Origin of the sequence: Streptomyces sp. NPDC050388, from assembly GCF_040655635.1 — a bacterium.
Taxonomy (GTDB): domain Bacteria; phylum Actinomycetota; class Actinomycetes; order Streptomycetales; family Streptomycetaceae; genus Streptomyces.
On the sequence record NZ_JBFAKH010000083.1, the window covers coordinates 1 to 16,937 of the forward strand.

20 protein-coding genes are annotated in these 16,937 nt (G+C 72.6%); 12 read left to right on the forward strand and 8 right to left on the reverse strand.

Annotated elements, in window-relative coordinates:
• Positions 1 to 143 precede the first annotated feature (143 nt).
• Complete coding sequence (locus tag AB0I73_RS32950; protein ID WP_363043582.1) at positions 144 to 989, forward strand: fused MFS/spermidine synthase; 846 nt, start codon at positions 144 to 146, stop codon at positions 987 to 989.
• On the opposite strand, the gene AB0I73_RS32955 is transcribed toward AB0I73_RS32950, so the two are convergent.
• The gene (locus tag AB0I73_RS32955; RefSeq protein ID WP_363043584.1) at positions 951 to 2,243 is read right to left on the reverse strand and encodes an MFS transporter; all 1,293 of its coding nucleotides are present in this window, start codon (positions 2,241 to 2,243) and stop codon (positions 951 to 953) included. The two genes, AB0I73_RS32950 and AB0I73_RS32955, sit on opposite strands and share 39 nt — an antisense overlap.
• Positions 2,244 to 2,335: 92 nt before the next feature.
• Positions 2,336 to 3,334, reverse strand: coding sequence for a hypothetical protein (locus AB0I73_RS32960; RefSeq protein WP_363043586.1), 999 nt, complete (start codon positions 3,332 to 3,334; stop codon positions 2,336 to 2,338).
• Positions 3,335 to 3,512: 178 nt separating this feature from the next.
• Here AB0I73_RS32960 and AB0I73_RS32965 point away from each other — a divergent pair, with 178 nt between their 5' ends.
• Positions 3,513 to 3,950: a DUF4442 domain-containing protein gene (locus tag AB0I73_RS32965; RefSeq protein ID WP_109381061.1), complete on the forward strand. Its 438-nt coding sequence runs from the start codon at positions 3,513 to 3,515 to the stop codon at positions 3,948 to 3,950.
• A 32-nt stretch (positions 3,951 to 3,982) separates the two neighbouring features.
• Here the strand turns inward: AB0I73_RS32965 and AB0I73_RS32970 are convergent, their stop codons facing one another.
• Positions 3,983 to 4,447 carry a cyclic nucleotide-binding domain-containing protein gene (locus AB0I73_RS32970; protein WP_363043588.1) on the reverse strand — a complete coding sequence of 155 codons (465 nt, stop codon included), beginning with the start codon at positions 4,445 to 4,447 and terminating at the stop codon, positions 3,983 to 3,985.
• A 271-nt stretch (positions 4,448 to 4,718) separates the two neighbouring features.
• Here AB0I73_RS32970 and AB0I73_RS32975 point away from each other — a divergent pair, with 271 nt between their 5' ends.
• Positions 4,719 to 5,627 (forward strand): universal stress protein, encoded by a 909-nt coding sequence (locus tag AB0I73_RS32975; RefSeq protein WP_363043590.1) that lies wholly within the window; start codon positions 4,719 to 4,721, stop codon positions 5,625 to 5,627.
• A 74-nt stretch (positions 5,628 to 5,701) separates the two neighbouring features.
• Here the strand turns inward: AB0I73_RS32975 and AB0I73_RS32980 are convergent, their stop codons facing one another.
• A complete protein-coding gene (locus AB0I73_RS32980; RefSeq protein ID WP_363043592.1) occupies positions 5,702 to 6,235 on the reverse strand; it encodes a gamma carbonic anhydrase family protein in 534 nt (177 codons plus the stop codon).
• A 108-nt stretch (positions 6,236 to 6,343) separates the two neighbouring features.
• On the opposite strand from AB0I73_RS32980, the gene AB0I73_RS32985 reads away from it, so the two are divergent.
• The 3 genes from AB0I73_RS32985 to AB0I73_RS32995 all read left to right on the forward strand — a co-directional run bounded on the left by AB0I73_RS32985 (position 6,344) and on the right by AB0I73_RS32995 (position 8,439).
• On the forward strand, positions 6,344 to 7,126 hold the full coding sequence (locus AB0I73_RS32985) for an acyltransferase (RefSeq protein WP_363043594.1): 783 nt from the start codon (positions 6,344 to 6,346) through the stop codon (positions 7,124 to 7,126).
• A 139-nt stretch (positions 7,127 to 7,265) separates the two neighbouring features.
• Positions 7,266 to 7,838: an XRE family transcriptional regulator gene (locus tag AB0I73_RS32990; protein WP_363043596.1), complete on the forward strand. Its 573-nt coding sequence runs from the start codon at positions 7,266 to 7,268 to the stop codon at positions 7,836 to 7,838.
• Between the two features lie 43 nt (positions 7,839 to 7,881).
• A complete protein-coding gene (locus AB0I73_RS32995; protein ID WP_363043598.1) occupies positions 7,882 to 8,439 on the forward strand; it encodes a YbaK/EbsC family protein in 558 nt (185 codons plus the stop codon).
• A gap of 43 nt (positions 8,440 to 8,482) precedes the next feature.
• On the opposite strand, the gene AB0I73_RS33000 is transcribed toward AB0I73_RS32995, so the two are convergent.
• Complete coding sequence (locus AB0I73_RS33000) at positions 8,483 to 9,493, reverse strand: cation diffusion facilitator family transporter (RefSeq protein WP_363043600.1); 1,011 nt, start codon at positions 9,491 to 9,493, stop codon at positions 8,483 to 8,485.
• 61 nt (positions 9,494 to 9,554) lie between these two features.
• On the opposite strand from AB0I73_RS33000, the gene AB0I73_RS33005 reads away from it, so the two are divergent.
• From AB0I73_RS33005 to AB0I73_RS33015, 3 genes are all read left to right on the forward strand, one after another.
• Positions 9,555 to 9,914, forward strand: coding sequence for a metalloregulator ArsR/SmtB family transcription factor (locus AB0I73_RS33005; protein ID WP_363043602.1), 360 nt, complete (start codon positions 9,555 to 9,557; stop codon positions 9,912 to 9,914).
• A 147-nt stretch (positions 9,915 to 10,061) separates the two neighbouring features.
• A complete protein-coding gene (gene htpX / locus AB0I73_RS33010) occupies positions 10,062 to 10,976 on the forward strand; it encodes a zinc metalloprotease HtpX (RefSeq protein ID WP_363043604.1) in 915 nt (304 codons plus the stop codon).
• 22 nt (positions 10,977 to 10,998) lie between these two features.
• Positions 10,999 to 11,601: a hypothetical protein gene (locus AB0I73_RS33015; protein ID WP_363043606.1), complete on the forward strand. Its 603-nt coding sequence runs from the start codon at positions 10,999 to 11,001 to the stop codon at positions 11,599 to 11,601.
• A 24-nt stretch (positions 11,602 to 11,625) separates the two neighbouring features.
• Here the strand turns inward: AB0I73_RS33015 and AB0I73_RS33020 are convergent, their stop codons facing one another.
• Positions 11,626 to 12,033 carry a CoA-binding protein gene (locus tag AB0I73_RS33020; RefSeq protein WP_363043608.1) on the reverse strand — a complete coding sequence of 136 codons (408 nt, stop codon included), beginning with the start codon at positions 12,031 to 12,033 and terminating at the stop codon, positions 11,626 to 11,628.
• Between the two features lie 599 nt (positions 12,034 to 12,632).
• Between AB0I73_RS33020 and AB0I73_RS33025 the strand changes: the two genes are divergently transcribed.
• From AB0I73_RS33025 to AB0I73_RS33035, 3 genes are read left to right on the forward strand one after another with little or no spacing between them, the layout of a single operon-like run.
• Positions 12,633 to 13,397 carry a hypothetical protein gene (locus AB0I73_RS33025; RefSeq protein WP_363043642.1) on the forward strand — a complete coding sequence of 255 codons (765 nt, stop codon included), beginning with the start codon at positions 12,633 to 12,635 and terminating at the stop codon, positions 13,395 to 13,397.
• A complete protein-coding gene (locus AB0I73_RS33030; protein WP_363043610.1) occupies positions 13,394 to 13,960 on the forward strand; it encodes a histidine phosphatase family protein in 567 nt (188 codons plus the stop codon). Before AB0I73_RS33025 ends, AB0I73_RS33030 begins: the two co-directional genes overlap by 4 nt.
• Before the next feature lie 9 nt (positions 13,961 to 13,969).
• A complete protein-coding gene (locus tag AB0I73_RS33035) occupies positions 13,970 to 14,596 on the forward strand; it encodes a YigZ family protein (protein WP_363043612.1) in 627 nt (208 codons plus the stop codon).
• A gap of 648 nt (positions 14,597 to 15,244) precedes the next feature.
• Here the strand turns inward: AB0I73_RS33035 and AB0I73_RS33040 are convergent.
• Both AB0I73_RS33040 and AB0I73_RS33045 read right to left on the reverse strand, forming a co-directional pair.
• Positions 15,245 to 15,922 (reverse strand): CBS domain-containing protein, encoded by a 678-nt coding sequence (locus tag AB0I73_RS33040; protein ID WP_363043614.1) that lies wholly within the window; start codon positions 15,920 to 15,922, stop codon positions 15,245 to 15,247.
• Between the two features lie 81 nt (positions 15,923 to 16,003).
• Positions 16,004 to 16,855, reverse strand: coding sequence for a CBS domain-containing protein (locus tag AB0I73_RS33045; protein WP_363043616.1), 852 nt, complete (start codon positions 16,853 to 16,855; stop codon positions 16,004 to 16,006).
• Positions 16,856 to 16,937 lie beyond the last annotated feature (82 nt).

Consider the following 16,937-nt stretch of genomic DNA (forward strand, 5'->3'; position numbering starts at 1 on the left):
CGTTCCCGGGCAGTTCAGTAGACAACGCAGCCCGCACCATCAATCGCCCGGGGAGCCGGCCCGGGGATCCCGCAGAGTTTCTAAAATCATGCACGGGGCGGGGCGGGCACCCGACCGGTGTCACGACGGCACAATGGGGGACTGTGAACGAGTCGATACCCGTGACCCGTGCCGTCGGTCACGGCACCGCGAAGCTGATGCCCGACGTCGACCGTGAGCGGGCCTGGCTGCTGACGGTCGACGGGGCGCCGCAGTCGTACGTCGACCTGGACGATCCGGCTCATCTGGAGTTCGAGTACGTCCGGCGGCTCGGGCACGTCCTGGACACCCTCGCCGAGCCGGGGCACCCGCTGGACGCGATCCACCTCGGCGGCGGCGGGCTCACCCTGCCCCGTTACCTGGCCGCGACCCGCCCCGGCTCCCGGCAGGACGTCGTCGAGTTCGACGGGGAACTGCTGGACCTGGTCGCCGAGCAGTTGCCGCTGCCCGAGGGGGCGGACGTCACGCTGCACGCGGCGGACGCCCGCGCCTGGCTGGAGGCCGCTCCCGGCGCCTCCGCGGACGTCCTCGTCGCCGACGTCTTCGGCGGCTCGCGGGTCCCGGCGCACCTGACCTCCGTCGCCTACGCCCGTGAGGCAGCACGCGTCCTGCGGGACGGCGGCGTCTACCTCGGCAACCTCGCCGACGCGGCCCCGTTCGCCTTTCTGCGCTCCCAACTGGCCACGCTCGGCACGGTCTTCGAGGAGCTGGTGCTGATCGCCGAGCCGGGAGTCCTGCGCGGACGCCGCTTCGGCAACGCCGTACTGGCCGCCGCGCACCGCCCCCTCGACATCGCCGCCCTGGCCCGGCGCACCGCCGCCGACGTCTTCCCCGCCCGCGTCGAGCACGGCGCGGCCCTGCGGGACTTCACCGGCGGAGCGGGGCCGGTGCGGGACGAGGACGCCGTACCGTCACCCGAGCCCCCCGACGGGGCGTTCGGCATCGGCTGACTCGGTGCCCCGGACCGCCCCGGCGACGGGCACGGTCCGGCGGCGCAGGTTGCGCACGTCCGGCACGCACAGCACCGCCGCCGTGACCACGACGACCAGCGCCGCGCAGCCCCACAGCGCCTCCGTGCGGCCGAACGCCGACTCGGCGGGGCCCGCCAGCGCCATCGCGGCCGGCACCAGCGCCACCGAGCCGAACCAGTCGTAGGCCGACACCCGGGAGAGTTTCTCCTCCGGTATCTCCTGGTGCAGGGCCGTCATCCAGGAGACGCCGAACACCTCCACGCTCACGCCGGTCACGAACATCACCGCGCACAGCACCGCCACCGGTACCGGCACGGCGAGCGCGGCGGACGGCAGGGCCAGCGGGAACACGCACAGGGTGCCGACGAACAGCAGACGGCGCGGTTTCCAGCGGGTCATCACCAGCGCGCCCAGCACCGTGCCCCCGCCGAAGAAGGCCAGGGCCAGGCCCCACGGCGCGGCACCGCCCAGATGGTCCCGGGCCACGAGCGGACCGTAGACCGCGTCGGCGGCACCGACGACCGCGTTGGCGATGGAGAACTGGACGACGATGCCCCACAGCCAGGGTCGGCCGGAGAACTCCCGCCACCCGTCCCGGAGGTCGGCGAGCAGACCGCCGCCCGGCGCACGCGGCGGGATGTGCTTCACGTCGAGGAAGGCGCGCAGCGCCGCCGCGACCGCGAAGGCGGCCGCGTCCGCCGCGAGCACCCAGCCCGGCCCCATCGCGGCGATCATGAGGCCGCCCAGGGCGGCGCCGCCGAGCGTCGCGCCCTGCATCGCCATCCGGAACACCGCGAACGCCCGGCCGGCCTGTTCGCCCTCGACCGAGGAGAGCAGCATGCCCTCGGCGGCGGGGCCGAAGAACGCCTGGCCGACTCCGCCCAGGCCGCTGAGCAGCATCATCTGCCACAGTTGGGCCTCACCGGCCAGGACGAGGGCCGCGAACGCGGCCTGCGAGAGGCAGTTCAGGACATTGGCCGCGACCATCACACGGTGGCGCGGCAGTCGGTCCGCGACGGCACCGCCGATCAGCAGGAACAGCACCAGCGGCAGGGTGCGGGCGGCGGCCACCAGGCCCACGTCGCCGGCGTCCCCGCCCGCGGCCAGCACCGCGAACGCGGAGGCGATCAGTGCACCGTGACTGCCCAGGCTCGTCACCACCGCGGACGCGGTCAGCAGCGTGTAGTTGCGGCCCGCCCAGGCGGGACGGCGACGGGAATCGATGGTCGGCACACCGTGACTATCGCCGGGGGGCGGCCGACTTGCCAAATGCGCCGAGGGCCGCTCCGCCCGTTTCCCGCCGTCCGCCGTCCGCTACGACCCCGTCAGGACTCGGTCGGCGGTTCCTCGGTGAGTCGCACCGTGCTGAGGATCTTCTGCACGGTCTCTTCCGGGATCTCGTCCTTGACGCCCTTGGCGCCGTACAGGTTCCAGGTGACGAAGTCCCCGGCACCGTTCTTGAACGCGAAGGTGATCGCCTTGCCCTCGCTGTCGCACTTGCCGTTCTGCGGAGTGCCCTCCGAGTGCGCGGTGGCGACACTGCCCTTGAGGCCCGAGGCGGTCGTGTACGCCTTCGGCTTCTCCATCTTCACGCTCTTCTTGTCGGGCTGGGTGTAACCGCCGAAGATCCACCACGGCACACGGGTCTCCGCCGCCATGTCAGTGGTCTTGGCGCCGTTCTCACCACGGGTTCCGGCGGTGACGAGGGAGGTGTCCTCCTCGCGGCCGTCCTTGTCGTCGTCGCTCGTGCACCACTTGGACTTCAGATAGGCCGGGGCGGTGACGGTGGTGCGGTCCGTCTCACCGTCCTCCTCCTCCCATTCGAAGCCCACGCTGGTGTCGGGGGTCTCTATCTCCCAGTCGGCCGGGACGTCGAACTTGGTGCCGAAACGGGTGTTCGTGACGACCTGCCAGCCCGGAACGGTCGCCTTCTCCGCCTCACCGCCCCGCGGGTTGTCCTCGGAGCCGGATTCGGATGTGCTCGGCTCCGCGGACGCGCTCACGGACGGCCCCTCGTCCTTCTTGTCGGCCGTGTCGTCCTTGTCGCCGCCCAGCACCAGGAAACCGGTGACGCCGGCGGCCACGACGACAGCCGTCGCCGCCACGACGGCCACCAGCTTCGTCCGGTTCCCGCCGCCCCCGCCCTGCGGCGGCTGGGGCATGCCCACAGTGGCCGGCGTCCCCCACTGCTGCTGCGCGTAGGGGTTGGGCTGCTGGGCACCGGGCTGCTGATACGGATTCGGCTGCTGGTATCCCGGCTGCTGATACGGATTGTTCGACTGCGGGTTCTGCTCGCCCCCGGGCGGCTGGTTTCCTGGCCACATGGTCAGCCACCCTAGTCCTGCCAGGGAAACGATCAGGTCACTGTCCTTTGACAGGGACGTAGCAACCAGGGGTGGGCGCCGCGCGGCGGGCCGCCGGTGCGGGCCGTCGGAGAGCGGGTACAGAGCCTGGCCAGCATGTTCTACTCGTGGGTAACATGCGGCCATGAGCCAAGACCAGATGACCATCGGCGAGATGCTCGCCGCCACGGTGCCCATGGCCCGGACCCTCAACCTCGAGTTCCTGGAGACCACTTCGGAACGGGCCGTGGTGTCCCTGCCGGATCAGGGCGACTACCACAACCACGTGGGCGGTCCGCACGCCGGTGCCATGTTCACCCTCGGTGAGTCGGCGAGCGGCGCCATCGTGCTCGCCGCCTTCGGGGACCAGCTCGCGCGAGCCGTGCCACTGGCGGTCCGCGCCGAGATCGCCTACAAGAAGCTGGCGATGGGCCCGGTCACCGCCACCGCGACCCTCGGCCGCCCGGCCGCCGAGGTCGTGGCGGAACTGGACGAGGGCCGGCGTCCCGAGTTCCCGGTGTCGGTCGCCATCCGGCGCGAGGACGGCGCCGTGACCGGGGAGATGACGGTCGTCTGGACCCTCCGGCCCAACGGCTGACCAAGGGGGCGGGCGGCGGTGCCGGGTTCGGTTCAGACGCCGCTGCCCGACCCGTAAGGGCCGTACAGGTCCAGCAGCCGGATCCGGGCGGCGTGCAGCCGGTGGGCGACCACGTCGCCCACCCACTGGGAGAGATCCCGTCCGAGGGCCGGCTCCTCCTCGCTCAGCGCGTGGACCGCCGCGGCGTCGAACTCGTAGGCCCGCACCGGAGTGGCCGCCTCGGCGCCCAGATGCCAGACGTGCGGGCGGTACAGCCAGGACCAGCCGACGAGTTCGTTGTGGCCGAGACGTTCGATGACGGCGGCCCGGCGACCGGGCACGTGCATGTCGAGTTCGACGGTGCCGGTACGGACCACCCAGAACCGGTCCGCGTGGCCGCCCTCCTCGAACAGCCGGGCCCCTTGCGGGAAGGACACCTCCCGAGCGGTCTGCAGGAGTTTCACCCGGTGCCCGGCGGGCAGAGCGCGCGGCATGCTGGGGGACGGGGGAGCGAACATCGCGGGCCTCCCATACGGGGTGCGGGAACTGCCGTTGTGATCCCAGCCTCCTGCGGAACCCCGTCCGTGGCCATGGGCCGTACGGCCCTGATGCTTCACGTCCGTCCCGTGCGAGGCCGCTCCCGCACGCCGAGGGGACCCGGTGGCCCGGCCGCTGCCTTCTCCACGGGGCGGGACCTTCGGCACCCGCGGGGGACCTGCGGTCCCTGCCGTCAGGCTATTCTCCCGCCCGACGCTGTGGATGATCCACCGACAACAGGAGGCGCACGTCATGTCCCGCACCATCACGGTCGGCTTCGACGGTTCGGCCGAGAGCCGGGCCGCCGCCGAATGGGCGGCCCGCGAGGCGAAGCTCCGTGGTCTGCCGCTGCGGCTGCTCGAGGTCCGCGAGCCCCTTCCGGAGCCTGCGGCCCGGGCACCGTTCCTCGGCGCGGAGAACTCCTCCGCCGCCGACTGGGACAGTGCGCGGCGTGAGGCCGCCGAGGGGCTGCGGCTGCGCCACCCCGGCATCGAGGTCGCCGCGGAGCAGGCCGCCGGCCGACCCCACGAGGTGCTCGCCGAGGCGGCCGAGGACGCCGAACTGCTCGTGCTGGGCTCCCGGGGGATGGGCGCCTTCGCCGGATTCCTGGTCGGCTCCGTCGGCCTCGCCGTCGTGGCCCGTGCCGAGCGGCCCGTCGTCCTGGTCCGCGCCGGGGAGCAGGCCGCCGACGAGCACGAGCCGGATCCCACGGGCATCCCGTCCGCCGCGACCCGCTACCGGCCCGTCCTCCTCGGCGTGGACGCCGACCGGCCCGACGACGCGGTGATCCGGTTCGCGTTCGCCGAGGCGGCCCGCCGGGGCACCGGCCTGCGCGTCGTGCACGGCTGGAACCTGCCGCCGTACTACGTCCACGGGCTGCCGGCCGACCCGGACACGTACCAGAAGGTCAGCGCGGAGCAGGCCGCGACGCTGACGAAGGCGCTCCTCCCCTGGCGAGCGGAGTTCGGGGACGTCGAGGTGACGGAGGAGTCCTTCGGCGGCAGCCCGTCCATCCGGCTGATCGAGGCGTCCCGGGAGTCCTCGCTCGTCGTGGTCGGGCGCCGCGTCCGCCGGAACCCGTTCGGCATCCGCGTCGGACCCATCGCCCATGCCGTGCTGCACCACTCCGCGGCGCCCGTCGCCGTCGTCGCGCACGACTGATCCGGCAGGAGGCGGGATCGGGGAGGACGCACCGTCCGACGCGCACGGGCGCCGGACGGCGCCCCGGTCCCGCCCTAGGGCGTGCCGTGCGCGTCGCGGTGCACCTTCGCCAGTTCCGCGTACCTCGTCCCGTTGAGCGTCAGTCCCGCACGCTCCTCCTCCGTGAGCTCCCGCCGGACCTTCGCCGGGACCCCCGCGACGAGGGAGCCCGGCGGCACCTCCATGCCCTGCGGCACCAGCGCCTGTGCGGCCACCAGGGAACCGGCGCCGACCACCGCGCTGTTGAGCACCGTGGCGCCCATGCCGATCAGGCAGTCGTCCCCGACCGTCGCCCCGTGCACCACGGCGTTGTGCCCGATGGAGACCCGCTCGCCGACGGTGACGGGGAAGCCGGGATCGGCGTGCAGCGTGCAGTTGTCCTGGACGTTGCTGCTCGCGCCGACGGAGATGCTCTCCACGTCACCGCGCAGGACCGCGCCGTACCAGACACTGGTGCCCGCCCGCAGTGTCACGTCCCCGATCACCGTGGCGGTGGGTGCCACGAAGGCCTCCTGGTCCACCTGCGGTTCCCTGCCGCCGATACCGGTGATCAGTGCCCTGTGCGTCATCGTCGCCTCCTGGTCGGGTGATGTCAGGCACCGTACGCCGGCCCGGTGGGGTGAAGATCACAGGGCGTCCGGCTCTTCGGCGGCGCGCCCGCCGACTACGGTGAGCGGGTGCCGAAGAGCAGGAACACGTTCTCGTCCTCGCTGCGCCGCCTCGCGCAGCGCGCCGTCCACGCCGGCTGGGCGTGGGCGCAGCGCACGGGCTCGGTGACCGCCGAACACCCCGGCCGCTTCCGGTTCGGCGCGATGGGAACGGGCACCAGGCTGGCCTTCCCGCTCGGCACCGTCTTCGGTGAGCCCTGGATCCATCTCGGCGCCCACTGCATCATCGGCGAACAGGTCACCCTCACCGCCGGCCTGATGCCCGGTCTGGAGCTGGGCCCCGCCCCGATCCTGCGTCTCGGTGACGGCGTCGTCCTGGGTCGCGGCAGCCATGTCATCGCCGACACCACCGTCACCATCGGCAGCGACTGCTACTTCGGGCCGTACGTCTACATCACGTCCACCAACCACTCCTACGACGATCCCCACGAGCCCATCGGCAAGCAGTGGCCGCGGATGGACCCGGTGGAGATCGGTCCCGGCTGCTGGATCGGCACCGGGGCGGTGATCCTGCCGGGCGCGCGGATCGGGCGGAACGTGGTGGTGGCCGCGGGCGCGGTGGTCCGGGGCACGGTGCCCGACCACGCCGTGGTCGCGGGCGCCCCGGCCCGCGTCGTACGCCGCTGGACTCCGGCCGACGGATGGCAGCCGCCGCTGCGCACTCCGGCGCCGGTGCCGATCCCGGAGGGCATCACCCCGGAGCAACTGCGGGCGCTGGCGATGCTGGACGCCGAGGACGCCAAGGACGCCAAGGCTCCGGCCCGGCTGGTCGAGCTGGAGCCCGAGAGCTGACCTCCGCCCCCAGCGGGCCGGTGGCCAGGACGAGGGCCGCTGCCGCGGCGAGGCGCGCAGTACAGTTCGGTGGACGATCGGGTGCACCGCACCGCAGTCGCACGAGTTGAACGCTGTCATCCGGAATATTGGACGGAACGTGTCGGATCTCGACCTGCTGACCCAGTCGCTGGCGCGCAACGTCAAGCGCTGGCGCACCGAGCGGGCCTTCACCCTGGACGCGCTCGCGGCGCGGGCCGGAGTGAGCCGCGGCATGCTCATCCAGATCGAACAGGCCCGCACCAACCCGAGCATCGGCACCGTCGTCAAGATCGGCGACGCGCTCGGCGTCAGCGTCACCACCCTGCTCGACTACGAGCGGGGCCCCAAGGTCCGCATCGTCCCCGCCGACCGGGCCGTACGGCTCTGGCACACCGAGGCCGGCAGCTGGAACAGGCTGCTCGCGGGCACCGAGGCCCCCGGACCGGTGGAGATGTGGGACTGGCGTCTCATGCCGGGCGAGAGCAGCGACTCCGACCCGCACCCGGCCGGCACGGTCGAGCTGATCCACGTCACGGCCGGGGAGCTGACGCTCACCGTCGACGGCACGGAGCACCGCGTCCCGGCCGGTTCCAGCGCCTCCTTCGAGGCCGACACCCCGCACACCTACGGCAACCAGGGCGACGAACCCATGGAGATGGTCATGGCGGTCTCGGTCCCGCCCGTGCGCTGAGACGTCCCACCGGCGCCCGCCGAGCGGCTGTTACGGTGCCGCCATGCGCGCACCCATCGGCTCCTTCGACCACGCCACCCCGGCCCCCGACTGCCTCGACCGGCTCACCGCGCCGGTCGCCGCGGCCGTCCGTGCCTGGAACGGCAGCGTCCCCGCCGAGCAGATCCTCTACGTCGACACGGATCCGCGCTGGGCCGACACCGCCGTCTTCGTGGAGCACTACGGCCAGGACCTGCTGGAGCGGTCGGCGAACTGCGTGGTGGTGGCGGGCAAGCGCGGCGGCGAAACCACCCTCGCCGCGTGCCTCGTCCTGTCCACCACCCGGGCCGACGTCAACGGAGTCGTGCGCCGCCGACTCGGCGCCCGCAAGGCGTCGTTCGCCCCGATGGACACGGCCACGGGGGAGAGCGGCATGGAGTACGGGGGCATCACCCCGATCGGGCTCCCGGCCGACTGGCCGGTGCTGGTGGACGCGGCCGTCGTCGACCTGCCGTACGTGCTGGTCGGCAGCGGACGCCGCCAGGGCAAACTCCTCGTGCCGGGCAAGGCCTTCGCCGAACTGCCGGGTGCGGTCGTGCTGGAAGGCCTGGGAGTGGCCTGAGCGGGGCGCCGCGCCCGGCTCAGGCGGAGCCGGGGCGTCCCGGTCACGCCGTCGCGTGGTGGGCCAGGGGCAGGTGGGGGTCCCGCTCGCCGGGGACGGGTTGCGGGTCGGCGTGGACCAGGGCCGCGGTCAGCCGGGGCACGGCGTGCAGCAGGGCGTGCTCGGCGTCGACCGCGATGCGATGGGCCTCCCGCACCGTCGCCCCGCCGTCCACCACGATCGCCACCTCGGCGCGCAGCCGGTGCCCGATCCAGCGCAGCCTCAGTTCGCCCACGCCGCGCACCCCGGGGACCCGGGTCAGTGCCCGCTCCGCCCGGTCCACGAGCGCCGGGTCGACGGCGTCCATCACCCGCCGGAACACCTCCCGCGAGGCGTCCCGCAGCACCAGGGTGATCGCCGCGCTGATCACCAGTCCCACGACGGGGTCCGCGAGCTGCCACCCCAGAGCCGATCCGCCGGCCCCCAGCAGCACGGCGAGTGAGGTGAACCCGTCCGTCCGGGCGTGCAGTCCGTCGGCGACCAACGCGGCCGAGCCGATGGCACGGCCGACCCGGATGCGGTAGCGGGCCACCCACTCGTTGCCCGCGAATCCGACGAGTGCGGCCACGGCGACCGCCGGGACATGGTCCACGGGACGCGGATCGAGCAGCCGGCCCACCGCCGTCCAGCCGGCGAACGCCGCGGAGGCGGCGATCGTCAGCACGATCGCGATGCCGGCCAGGTCCTCGGCCCGGCCGTAGCCGTAGGTGAAACGGCGGGTGGCGGCGCGCCGGCCCAGCACGAAGGCGAGGGCGAGCGGTACGGCGGTCAGCGCGTCCGCGGCGTTGTGCACCGTGTCGCCGAGCAGCGCGACCGAGCCCGAGGCGACCACCACGACCGCCTGGGCCAGCGCCGTCACGCCGAGCACCGCCAGCGAGATCCACAGTGCCCGCAGGCCGGGGGCCGAGGACTCGAGGGCGGAGTCGAGCTTGTCGGCGATCTCGTGGGAGTGCGGGGCGAGCAGGCGACGGCGCGGGGACGTTCCGGGGTGCGGGTGCTCGTGCCGGGGGCTCATGTGGATCCCCTTCCGGTGGGCGGGGTGGACGGGGTGCCGTCCAGGGGACCATTATGTGCGTATGAGCGCACGCATGCACCTCTCACCTGCGCACGATGCGCACCCACGCACTCCCGGCGGCCGGCAGTTCGTGCTCGCGGCGGAACTCCTCGCCCTGCTCGGTGACCGGACCCGGCTGACCCTGCTGCACGCCCTGACCGGCGGCGAGGCCGACGTCAGCACGCTCACCGAGGTGTGCGGGGCAGCGCGCCCCGCGGTCAGCCAGCACCTGGCACGGCTGCGCCTCGCGGGGCTGGTGGACACGCGGAAGGAGGGCCGCAGGGTGGTCTACTCACTGCGTGACGGACATCTGCGCCGGCTGGTGGACGAGGCGCTGAACCTGGCCGACCACCGGACCGGCGACCCTCCCCCGCACGACTGACGGCAGCAGCGGGTGCAGACGTCTCGCGCCGTGCACATCGGCCCGGGCCGGCGGGTTCCGCACCGGGCCCCGTCGTGCGGGGAAGGGGCACACTGGCAGGAGAGGGATGTGCAGTGTGGCAGTGCATGTTCACTGGAGGTGATCCGGATGCCCAAGACCCGGTCGCATTCGCGGTACGCCCCGGACCGGGGCCTCACCACCCGCATGGTGACGACGATGTTCCTGATCGGACTGCTCTATGTCGTCTTCGTCGGCGTTCTGCTGGCCCTCCTGAAGAACGCGTGGCCCGTCATCCTGCTGATCGCGGGCATCCTGTTCGTCGCGCAGTTCTGGTTCAGTGACCGGATCGCGGCCTTCAGCATGGGCGCGCGCGAGGTCACTCCCGAGCAGGCTCCCGGGCTGCACGGCTCCGTGGACCGCGTCTGCGCCCTCGCCGACATACCCAAGCCGCGGGTGGCGATCGCCGACAGCGACATACCGAACGCCTTCGCCACCGGCCGCAACGAGAGAACGGCCCTGGTATGCGTCACCACGGGTCTGCTCCGTCGTCTGGAACCGGAGGAGCTGGAGGGCGTCCTCGCCCATGAGCTGTCGCACGTCGCCCATCGGGACGTCGCCGTGATGACCATCGCCTCGTTCCTCGGTGTCCTGGCCGGTGTCATGACGCGTGTCGCGCTCTACACCGGGCTCGGCCGCACCAGCCGCGACAGCACCACCGCCCTCGTGGCACTCCTGATCCCCCTGGTCAGTGCCGTCGTGTACGTGATCAGCTTCCTGCTGACCCGGCTGCTGTCCCGCTACCGCGAACTGTCCGCCGACCGCTCCGCCGCGTTGCTCACCGGCCGCCCGTCCGCACTCGCGTCCGCGCTCACCAAGGTGACCGGCGAGATGGCGAGGATCCCGACGAAGGACCTCCGCCGGGCAGAGCCGTTCAACGCCTTCTGGTTCGCACCGGCCTTCTCCTCCCGGGAGAGCCTGAGCCGGCTGCTCTCCTCCCACCCCACCCTCGAACAGCGCCTCGACCAGCTCGGCCGGATCTCGGCCCAGCTCGGCCGGGCATGACGACGCATGGAGGTGCCGCGCCGTGGGACTCCTCGACACCATCCTCGGCCGCAGCAAACCGGTGCGCCCGGACCTCGACCAGCTCTTCAGCCTGCCCGCGGCCGCGATCACCGTGCAGGCGGGGGCGGGGTTCACACCGACCGGGACCGGATCGGTCTGCTTCGCGAGCGTGGAGGGCGGCGCCTTCGACCGGCTCCAGCAGGAGGTACGGGACCTGCTCGACGCCGACACCGGCCGGGGCGGCACGCCCGTCGAGTACACCAAGGACGCGTACGGGTACACGTGGCTCCTCGTCCGTCAACCCGCCGACGACACCGCCTCACTGGTCAACGATCTGCACGCCGTCAACACGCTCCTCCAGGACGCGGGCTTCGGCCCGCAGCTCCTCTGCTCCCTGATCGGGTTCCAGGCCACGCCGGACCACCGGGCCCTGGCGCTGGTCTATCTCTACAAGCGCGGCACCTTCTACCCGTTCGCGCCGCTCCCCGACGGCACGGAGCGGCGCGACAACGCGTTGGAACTCCAGATCAGGGCGCTCCTCGCGGACGACCTGCGCATCGAGGGCGATCTGACCCGCTGGTTCCCGGTGTGGGGCGCCCCGGGGCTCGCGGGGCCCCGGCCCTGAAGTCTGCCGCCGGCCCGGCCCCGGCTAGCCCAGGCGCGGTATCTCGATCGCCGGGCAGCGGTCCATCACCATGTCCAGGCCCGCCGCGCGGGTCCGCTCGTAGGCCGCCTCGTCGATGACGTCCAGTTGGAACCACACCGCCTTGGCGCCCTTGGCGACGGCCTCGTCCGCGACCGCTCCGGCCAGGTCGCTGTTCACGAACACGTCGACGACGTCCACCTCGAAGGGGATGTCCGCGAGCGAGGCGTACCCCTGCCGGCCGTGCACCGTCTCGGCCTTCGGATGCACCGGCACCACCCGCTTGCCGAAGCGCTGCAGCACCTGGGCGACGCCGTACGCCGCGCGCTGCCGGTTCGACGACAGGCCCACCACGGCCCAGGTGTCGCCCGTCTCGGACAGGATTCTGCGGACCGTGGCACTGTCACCGTACATGGACGCCTCCTGTGGATACGTGATCTCGATGCTGTGACAACCCCATGAGCACCGCGACTATTTCGCTTCGGCGAGCAGCGACCGGTGCCCTCCACCGGGCGGTGGAGACCGCCCATCCGGAGCGACGTCCGTACCACGATCGATGTACGGCGTGCTCACGCGGAGTACGAGCAGGTGACTGCGTGGGCGGGATGTCGTCGCGCCCCCCGATTCCTAGCGTGAGCGGCATCGGACGGAGGCGCCGTCCGGGAAGCGCTGAAGAGGAGTTGCTTGTGCGGACCGAGATCTTTCCCGAGCTGAAGGACCGGGAGGCCGACGGCGGCGGTGTGGCGCATCCGGCGGCTCCGCCGCGTACGTCTTCTTGGTGGCTGCCGGCCGGGATCGGCGGCGCGGTGGCCGCGATCGGCGCCGCCGACCTGCTGAACCCGCAGTACAGCTGGGTGAGCGAGGTGATCAGCCGGTATGTGAACGGCACCGCGGTCACGGACTCCTGCCCGGCCCTGCCGCCGGACAGCCCGACCGGCAGGGCACGGCAGTGCGGTGATTCCCGGGGGCGAGGGTACGTCCCGGAGCCACGACGGGCCCGAAAAGCGTGCGAGATGCCTGCGCGGGCCCGCTCGTGCGCCTACGCTCGCCTCGTGCTGCGCATCACCGACGCCCGGACCGGCGAACCCGTGGACGCCACCCCCGCCCGGCGGGGCCTCACCCGCGTCGAGGCCCACACGCGCGGATTCGACCCGACGAACCTGCGGGTGCTGCTCGTCGCCGACCTGCTCGTGCGTGCCCTGGAACTCGGCGGCACCCCGGTGTGGGCGCTGCTCGTGGGCGAACGGGACCTGCCCGAACTGCGCGCGGCGGGCGCGGCCCTCGGCGTACGGCCCTTCGAGGACAGCCGGGACGCCGGCACGGGGCTGGGCGAGGCCCAGGTCCTGCACGTGGTGAGCGAGGGCGGCGAGACACCCGACGGAGTCCGGGTCGCCGTCGCGCCCGTCCGTCCGGAAGCCCCCGGCGCACCGGACGGCACCGACCCGACCGTTCTGCGCCTCGCCCTGCTCGCGCACCCCAGGAGCAGCCCGCTGCGGCTCGGCCCGGCCGCCCTGGACGACGCGGCCGGCACCCTCGCGCGCTGGCGCGGCGCGGTCGCCGCCTGGGCGCACCGGCCCTCGCGGCCCATCCCCGACGAGGTGCGCGCGGACCTGCGCACCGCCTGGGAGGACGACTTGGACGCGGTCGGCGTCCTCCGCGTGCTGCGGGACGTGGAGACCGCACCGGAGCTGCCGGACGGCGCCCGCTTCGAGACGTACGTCTACGCGGACCGGCTGCTCGGCCTCGACCTCGCCCGAGACCTGGGAGCCCCGGCGTGAGCGGGGCGGCGGGGACGACCGGGGCGACCGGGCGCACCGGTGCGGGACGGGAGCGACGCCTGGTCGTCCTGCGGCACGCCAAGTCCGCCTGGCCCGACGGCGTCGCCGACCGGGACCGCCCGCTGGCCGCGCGCGGCCGCCGGGACGCGCCCGCAGCCGGACGCGCGATCGCCGAGACCATCGGCCTGCCCGGTCTCGTGCTGTGCTCCACCGCAGTCCGCACCCGCGAGACCTGGGAACTGGCGGCGGCGCAGTGGGACACGTCCGTGCCGGTCCGGCACGAACCGAGGCTGTACGCCGCCGACGTCCCCGCGCTCCTGGCCGTGCTGCACGAGGTGCCCACCGATGTCGGCACCCTGCTGCTGATCGGCCACAACCCGGGTCTGGCGGACCTCGTCGTGGCACTGGCGGGCGAGGGTGTGGACGACACGCTCGACCGGGTCCGCACCAAGTTCCCGACCTCCGCGATCGCCGTACTGTCCTGGCGCGGCGCCGGGTGGCCGGACCTCGTCCCCGGCACAGCCCTGCTGGCCGCCATGACCGTGCCCCGGGGCGCCGCATAGGCTGGCCGGATGCAGGACGAGTACCGCACCGTCGCCCGCGCGGGTGTGCACGAGACCGAGATCAACCGCTCCCGCTTCCTGTGCGCCCTCGCCCCGGCGGCCACCGAGCAGGAGGCGCAGGAGTTCATCGCCGGCGTCCGCAAGGAGCACGCCGACGCCACCCACAACTGCTGGGCGTACGTCATCGGCGCGGACGCCTCCGTCCAGAAGGCCAACGACGACGGGGAACCCGGCGGCACCGCGGGCGTCCCCATGCTCCAGATGCTGCTGCGCCGTGACATGCGGTACGTCGTCGCGGTCGTCACCCGTTACTACGGCGGTGTCAAGCTCGGCGCGGGCGGGCTGATCCGCGCGTACGGCGGCGCCGTCGGCGAGGCACTGGACACCGTCGGCACACTCACCCGCCGCCGGTTCCGGCTGGCCACGGTGACGGTCGACCACCAGCGGGCCGGCAAGATCCAGAACGACCTGCGCTCCACGGGGCGCACGGTGCGGGACGTGCGCTACGCCGAGGCGGTCACGATCGAGATCGCCCTCCCCGACTCCGAGGTGGACGCCTTCCGGTCCTGGCTCGCGGACGCGACCGCCGGGACCGCCCGCTTCGAGCTGGGCGGCGAGGCATACGGGGACGCGTGACCACCACCGGTTCGCATTGCGGTCATCGGGCTCATGACGGGAGTACGGGTCCCGGGTCGTGACGGGCGATGAAGGAGTCGCCCGCCGTGATGTTGGCGTAGTAAATGGGCAGACCAGGGGGGTTCGTTCCGTCCGTGAGGGGCTCGTCGGTGGTGCCGGTGCTGGTTCGGCGCTGACCTGTGGGTACCCCTGGTCATCCCTGGTGACCTGTCCCGTGCTGGTTCCGTGCTGGGCGGGGAGGGCCTCGAGTTTCGGGCGGTGGAGCGGGGCCCGGCAGCCGCCCGGTTCGCGGTCGCCTAGCTGGTGGGTTCGGCGCGGTGGCTTCTGCCGGACCGGTTTTCGTGTGCCTGCGGCGGCAACGCCCACCCCACGCCAGGTGTCCCCGGCAGGCGGAGCTGCGAGCGGCGTTCCGGTCCGCGCCGGTCGAGTTCGAGCCGAGGACAACCCCCTCGATCGCCTGGACTCCGGCAACTCGACTCCACACAAGCCGGGGCACATCACTGTGGTCCGCGCGATTCCGTGGGTGACCGTTCCGTTCCGGGACTCGGCTCCGGTGGAGGCCGTGGGAACAGATCTTGTCTGCTGGGCCGATCGCTCGGACAAGCCGTGAGGACGGGCTGGAGCGTACCCGTGTCGGACAGCCGAGCCTTATGTCGCGTCCCGGGGCTCGGCCGTACGGGTGGGCTCGCCGGTGAGATGGGGCTCGACGTCCACGACACCTTCCACGGCGCGGGCGAGCCGGACGGCCACCGAGATCAGCGAGGTGTCCTGGATGTGTCCGCGGAGCGTGACGACCCCCTCGTGCACGTTCACGTGAATGGCGTGGCTGAAGGCCGGGAAGAGGTAGGACACCACCGTGCGGCGCACCTCCTCCTCGATGTCCGCGTCCGGTCGTAGAAAGACCTTCAGCAGGTCGGCGCGGCTGACGATGCCCTGGAGCATGCCCAGGTCGTCGACCACGGGCAGTCGTTTGACGTGCTTGACGGCCATGATCCTTGCCGCTTGGGCCAGGGTGGTGTCGGGGTGGATCGTGAGGGCGGGCGTACTCATGAGATCACCGGCCGTCACCGCTCCGGCCTTGGCGATGTCGGACAGGCGCCGACGCTGCTCGAGGAGGACCGGATCGCTGTCGCGGAACTCCTCCTTGAGGAGCAGGTCGGCCTCGGAGACGACACCGATGACGCGCCCCTCTCCCTCGAGCACCGGCATGGCGCTGACCTGCCACTGCTCCATGGTCCGGACGATCTCCTTGAAGGGTGCGTCGCGCCCGACGGCCACGACCGTTTGGGTCATCACATCGCTCACGATGTGCGGGGTTTCAGGCATTGCGGACCTCCTGAAGAGGCGAAGGGGCGGTGCGCCTCGGGCTTCTTCGAGGCCCGCCGCGTGTTGCTGACCGAACCACGGTCACCCGGGGCCGAGACGGTCGACCACGTCGACCACGTCCTCGATCTCCCGGATCGCGTCCAGAAGTTCGGGCACGAGCTCCGGATCGAGCGTCCCGCTCACGGTGACGATCCCGTTCTCCACCGTCACGTCGACGGTGTCAGGGCTGACGAGGAGCCCACGGCGCAGGATCCGGGACTCGATCTCCTCACGGATCTCGGTGTCGTCGCGGATGAGTGCCCTGAGCAGGTCGATGCGGCTGACCGTACCCACGAGCCGGCCCAGGTGGTCCATGACGGGCAAGCGCTTGAAGCGTCCGCGAGCAGCAGTCCAGGCGGCATCGGCCACCAGGTCGCCCGGATGGACGGTGACCGCCGGGTACGTCATGAGGGTGGCCGCAGTCTCACCCCGGCTCTTCTCGTAGAGGTGGCGCTCGCGGAACCTCCCGATGGGGCCCGGCCGGTGCGGGACAGCCATGACGGCGGCCTTGGCGAGCAGGTCGGACTCGGAGACCACACCGATCACATGGTCCTCGCTGTCCACCACGGGCACTGAGCTCAGGTGTTCGCCGGAGAGGGCGCGGACGACGTCCGGGAACGGTGTGTCGCCGGCGACCGAGACGGCCGGGGCGTTCATGACATCGCGCACACGTGGTGCCTGCGGTGCCCGGTCACGGTCCTGCGGCCGGGCGGGGGCCGAGGCCGGTGCTGCCGGAGATCCGCTCGCCCTCGCCTCCGACGCGGAGACGGAGGCGAGGGCACCGAGATAGCGTTGCAGCAGATCCTGGCGGCGCTCTTCCTCCGGTGTCCAGGAGCGGCGGGGAACGGCGCCACGGGCTTCTCGCGCGGCGGCTCGACGTTCGTAGTCACTCACCGCAACCTCCCGACAGGCACAGTCGGTCTCCTACGCGGCCAGTGTCGCATTGATCCCGGGCCCATGCCCTGCACCCCGTAGC